Raw genomic sequence first — 5,636 nt, forward strand, 5'->3', positions numbered from 1 at the left:
ATGGAACATTATTTATGGAGAGATATTTATAAATATTGGATCGTTCACGCCGCGAACCGCTGAGATAAAAAATATTTTATTGGATGGATATAAAAAACTTTTTGCCGATCCTGATTTACTCGCTAATACCAAAGACAAAAATAAATTTGAGATTGCATTTTTAACAACAATGAATAAGCAAAACAGCGTTGTCATAAATGGATTGAATGCAGAAACACTCACAATGATCAGAACAAGATTCATTCTTGATTGGGATCAATCTTATGCCAAACAATTTCCTTTCGCTCTTTTTGATAAGCAGGAGCAATTCCTGGAAGAAGGGTTGTTTACCGCTTACAACCAATGGATTTTTGGTGCAGCACAAAATCTTTCCAGCTATCAAAACTGGATAGGTACCCATAGTGAAGAATATGCTGCATTTAACAAATTTCAACAGGGAAGGATTTTTAAGATTCCCGAAGGCCAATATTATCATTAAAAAATTCGGTCATCGTATGTGAAGCCAGCAAAATAATTATTTACAATTATTTTGCTTATTTACTTAATTTAGGACACGCCCAGTTTAAATAAAAATTTGAGAGACAGGAAGTATATCGTAACGTAATTTTTTTATTTTATGACCGAACCCACCCGATTGTTTGATTGTATCGAATGGCATTTAGAAAGAGGAGCCACGCATACCGTTATGGCCGCAAAAGAAGATGGTATTTGGAAGGAATATTCCCTGGGGGAGCTTTCTAAAACCGTAAATAAGCTAAGCGCCGGGTTATTGAAGATGGGCGTTGGAAGCGGCGATAACACCCCTGAAGGAAGAGATAAAATTGCAGTAATCGCTAAGAACCGGCCCGAATGGCTGATGCTCGACCTGGCTGTTCAACAAATAGGAGCAGTGCTTACCCCGGTGTACCCTACCATAAGCCAGTCAGAGCTTGAATTTATATTACAGGATGCACAGGTAAAAGTCATTTTTGTAAATGATAAGAAACTGGCTGAAAAAGTAAACGCAATACGCACCAACCTGCCTTACCTGCAGGAAATATTTTCTTTTGATAAAACGGAAAATATTAAACACTGGGAAGATATTCTTTCAGAAGATGAAGACTATCTTCTAAAATTAAAACAGGTATCAGCGCAAATACAATACGAAGATCTTGCTACCATAATCTATACTTCCGGCACTACTGGTAAACCAAAGGGAGTGATGCTTTCGCATAAAAATATTGTGAGTAATGTAATTGGGTCAATGCCTTGTTTTCCGCCCGGTAGCCGGGCGCTTAGTTTTCTTCCGATGAACCATATTTTTGAGCGGATGGTTACTTACCTGTATTTATATAAAGGAGTTTCTATATTTTATGCAGAGAGTTTGGATACCATCGCTGAGAACCTCAGGGAGGTAAAACCGAATATGTTTACCACCGTGCCGAGATTACTGGAAAAAGTTTATGAGAATATCATGCTAAAGGGAAGTGAGTTAACCGGGATAAAGCGAAATCTTTTTTACTGGGCTCATTCGTTAGCGGAAAAATTTGAAATCAACAAGAGGCTGGGAGTTTTTTATAATTTGCAACTTAGCCTTGCCAACAAAATTATTTTTAGTAAATGGAGAGAAGGTTTGGGCAATGAACTTAATGCAATTATTACCGGGGGAGCCGCCTGCCAGGTGAAGTTGATCCGCATATTTACTGCAGCTAAAATTGTTGTGATGGAAGGGTACGGACTTACGGAAACTTCGCCTGTAATTTCAGTAAACCGGTATGATGAAGAAAATCGCATGTTTGGTACAGTAGGCCCATTAATTAACGGCGTTGAGGTTAAGATCGCAGCAGATGGAGAGATATTATGCAAAGGTCCCAACATAATGATGGGTTATTATAAACGGCCCGATCTTACGGCAGAATCCATGGAGGATGGTTGGTATAAAACCGGGGATATTGGGATGATGATCGATAACAAATTCCTGAAAATTACAGATCGCAAAAAAGAAATGTTTAAAACAAGCGGCGGTAAATATGTTGCACCAATAGTTGTAGAACTTAAACTGAAAGAATCTCCTTATATAGAAAATATTATGTTGGTTGGTGAAGGTGAAAAATATGTGGGTGCTTTAATAATACCCTCGTTCAATAATTTAAAAGATTGGGCGAAGGATAAAAATATTTCGTTTACAACAAATGAAGAGTTGCTGCAGGATGAAAAGGTAAAGAAATTATTTAAGACGGAAGTGGAACATTATAACACCCAATTTAATCATGTGGAGCAAATCAAAAAATTTGAACTGCTGCCGCAGGATTGGAGTATAGAAACCGGCGAAATGACGCCTAAATTGAGTCTCAAAAGAAAGGTAATTATGGAAAAGTATAAGGATGCTGTAAAGAGAATATATACATAGGCTTCAAATAACGTGAGTTCGGGGTAAGATTTTTGCATTTAACTTTTAATGGAAAAATAATTTATAATTTATTGTGCAGACAGGCAAGTTTGTTGCCTTATTCAAGTATTTGGGGATAATAGTTTTGCCTCCCAAAAGATAATATCTTCTATTTCTACTAAGGACTTCTATTACATACTCTCCTCTTACTCTATCCATGCCTTTATGCTTTACCTATACTTGATAGATACAGGATGAGTAGCCCTCGTTCAATTTCGGGACAAGACAACATGCAGTAAAAACCACAATTTGTCGCTATAAGGTTGCTGAACTCTTGCTACCCTCTTGCAGCCATACTGCTAAGCGTAGCAACATGCCTGCAACAATTCTGCAGGAAGGTAGCCGCCAATCAATAAGGAATTAACAGGAAACCTCCTATTATATCATGTCAGCTACTGTTAAGAAAAGTGGTGTAAAGGGTGGTTTGCCTCGCCAAAAGATAATATTTTCTCCCAACGGGCTTTTATGAATGCATGAAACTGTAGATATATTTTCTTATCCCGAACTCGCGTTGCATAATATTATTAAATGCAAGAACGAATTTTAATCCGGAAAAATTTGTTGCTCATCTCTTTCCTCAACAGGTATTTTTCTTATAAAATCGTCGTAGCCATCATCACCGTGGTCGCTGTATACTCCGTAAGAATCAATACTGTAGCCGATAAGGCCATCGTTGGCTTCAATTAAATAGATGACAGAAGAATCAGACGGATCAGATTCTCCTTCGAACCGGTACGTCCGGATAATCTTTAAATCTTCAGGATTGTAATATTTATCATTACCTGGAGTAAACCCTTCAGGTGTCATTCTAAACTCCCGATCTTGTTTCTTGATTCGAAGGTTTTCCAGAACAGATGATACTGTTGTCATCGGAGTTATTTGAGTAGTCATACATTAAATTTATCGGTAAGGTTTAATTATAAATCCTCCGACAAATTCCATACCCATTTATAAATCCAATTTGAAAACCCGAGAGGTGGCCTACAGCGATTGATAGATTTTTATTTTGTTGTAAAGCGTTTTGCGGTCGATTTTTAAAATTTCCGCGGCCTTGGTCTTGTTGAAATTAACTTCCTTAAGTACATTCATTATAGTATCGTATTCTGCTTTGGCAGCAGCATCTTTTAAATCAATATCTTTAATGTTCATCGGTTCTTTGGTATCCCGCCTCAAGAGTTTTTCCTCCGGCGTGTGTTGAATTTCTGCATTAGTAATTTCCCATGGTAATACGTTGGAGTTTATTTTACCCGATGGAGTAAGTAATACAGCACGCCTCACAACGTTTCTGAATTCCCGCAGGTTTCCGGGCCATGAGTAATTAACAAACATTTCTAAAACGTCGTCTTCGAAACCTTCTATATTTTTATTGAGTTCAAGATTTGTCTTATCAAGAAAAAAGTCAGCAAAAAGCGGTATATCAATTTTCCGCTCACGCAGCGGTGGCAAATTGATAGAGAATTCATTAAAGCGATGGTACAAATCTTCTCTAAACTTACCTCTTTTATAAGCTTCCTGCAGATTTTCATTCGATGCAACAATAATGCGTACATCCACATCAGTTTCCTTTGTGCCGCCAACTCTCTTAAATTTCCGTTCCTGGATCACGCGTAATAAGGCAGCTTGCACTTCGGGTGAAAGATTGGCAACTTCATCTAAAAATAAAGTGCCCCCGTTAGCCATTTCGAAATGGCCTTCTTTATCAGTTACTGCCCCGGTAAACGCACCTTTTACATGACCAAAAAGTTCACTTCCTGCAAGTTCCTTTGATAGGGTTCCACAATCCAGCGCAACGAAAGGCTTGTTTCGCCTGTTACTTGTTTCGTGAATGGTTTTTGCAATTACTTCTTTGCCTGTACCGCTTTCACCATATAATATAATACTATAATTAGTGCCTGCAACGATTTCTATCTGGTTGTATACACGGGCAGTTTCGCCATTCTGTCCTATCAGGAATTCTTTATTGGCGGAAATAACATACTGCTTTTTATTTTTTGCTGGTTTAGTATTTACTGACGGTGTAATAAATTCAGTTGAAGGTGCTGCAATGGCTTTTTCAATAACGTTAATCACTTCATCTGGAATAAGGGGTTTTGTTATATAGTCAAACGCACCCATCTTAATAACATCCACTGCGGTTTTAATATCCGAATAGCCGGTTATTATGATTACAATAGTTTCCGGCTTAATTTCTTTTATTTTAAGAAGCACATCTTTCCCGCTCTTGTCTCCAAGCCTGAAATCACAAAGAACAATATCAAAATGTTCTTCATTAAATCTCGCAAGACCTTTTGAACCGTTAAGCGCTACTTCGGCTTCATATCCTTTCTTATTAAGGAAGCGGCTCAATAGCGAACACATGTCAATGTCATCGTCGATAATAAGAATTTTTTTCTGCATAAAACTTTAAAAACTTATGAGGTTGCAAAGTTAATTTAAATCTTTGTTTTTAAGATGAGGGGTTAATACCCGCCTTTCTTCAGTCATTATCCATTCTGCAAACTCGTTCGGCTGAATTTTTCTGCCAAATAAATTTGCATGCACTTTTGTAAATTCTGCACCAAGGTATAAAATAATTGAACTGTAATATACCCACACCATAATTATTATGATAGATCCTGCAGCACCGTATAAAGTGGTGAGGTTGCTTTTACCTAAATAATAGGCAATGGCAACTTTCCCGAAAGTAAAAAATATGGCTGTTATAAAACCGCCAAAAATAACATCTTTCCATTTTATTCTGGCGTCGGGTAATAATTTGAACATGAGTGAAAATAAAAATGTAGCGACAATAAAAGAAAGCATACTCTCGGCGGTTTCAATAAAATAAACACTGAAATGATGAATATACCTGCTTAAGAAATTACCAAAAGCCGCCACGAGTGCATTTAAAATAAGTGATACAATCATTATAAACCCTATGCTTAAAATAAGAGAGAAAGATAAAAGCCTGGTTACAATAAGTCTCCACCATACTTTTTTAGCTTTTACTCTCAGTCCCCATATTTTATTAAGCGAATCCTGTACTTCGCCAAAAATACTGGTGGCGCCAATTAATAGAATGATGATACTTATAGTAGTTGCCACAAAATTATTTCCGGTGAGGTGAATATTTTTAATAATATCCTGGATCTGCAAAGCGGCTGCCGTCCCCACCAGGCCGTTTAACTGTTTGTATACTTCTCCATTTACGGCTTCCTTTCCAAAGAAA

General features: G+C 37.3%; 4 protein-coding genes and 1 pseudogene. 2 read left to right on the forward strand and 3 right to left on the reverse strand.

The window, feature by feature from the left end; translation table 11 throughout:
- A pseudogene (locus ACO1O5_RS13230) lies at window positions 1-478 on the forward strand (tetratricopeptide repeat protein); the annotation flags it as partial.
- A 138-nt stretch (window positions 479-616) separates the two neighbouring features.
- Complete coding sequence (locus ACO1O5_RS13235) at window positions 617-2,389, forward strand: AMP-dependent synthetase/ligase (RefSeq protein WP_486270942.1); 1,773 nt, start codon at window positions 617-619, stop codon at window positions 2,387-2,389.
- Between the two features lie 582 nt (window positions 2,390-2,971).
- On the opposite strand, the gene ACO1O5_RS13240 is transcribed toward ACO1O5_RS13235, so the two are convergent.
- The 3 genes from ACO1O5_RS13240 to ACO1O5_RS13250 all read right to left on the reverse strand — a co-directional run.
- Entirely contained in the window at window positions 2,972-3,298 is a 327-nt protein-coding gene (locus ACO1O5_RS13240) for a hypothetical protein (RefSeq protein WP_486270944.1), read from the reverse strand.
- A 111-nt stretch (window positions 3,299-3,409) separates the two neighbouring features.
- A complete protein-coding gene (locus ACO1O5_RS13245) occupies window positions 3,410-4,825 on the reverse strand; it encodes a sigma-54-dependent transcriptional regulator (RefSeq protein WP_486270945.1) in 1,416 nt (471 codons plus the stop codon).
- Between the two features lie 30 nt (window positions 4,826-4,855).
- Window positions 4,856-5,636, reverse strand: a 781-nt coding sequence (locus tag ACO1O5_RS13250) for a YihY/virulence factor BrkB family protein (RefSeq protein ID WP_486270947.1), incomplete at its 5' end; no start/stop codon positions are given.

The sequence above is a fragment of the Ginsengibacter sp. genome, from assembly GCF_057362405.1.

Excerpts from the sequence above, each read along its gene's own strand:
- ACO1O5_RS13245 (WP_486270945.1), bottom strand. The coding sequence starts at position 4,825 with ATGCAGAAAAAAATTCTTATTATCGACGATGACATTGACATGTGTTCG.
- ACO1O5_RS13235 (WP_486270942.1), top strand. The coding sequence starts at position 617 with ATGACCGAACCCACCCGATTGTTTGATTGTATCGAATGGCATTTAGAA.
- ACO1O5_RS13240 (WP_486270944.1), bottom strand. The coding sequence starts at position 3,298 with ATGACAACAGTATCATCTGTTCTGGAAAACCTTCGAATCAAGAAACAA.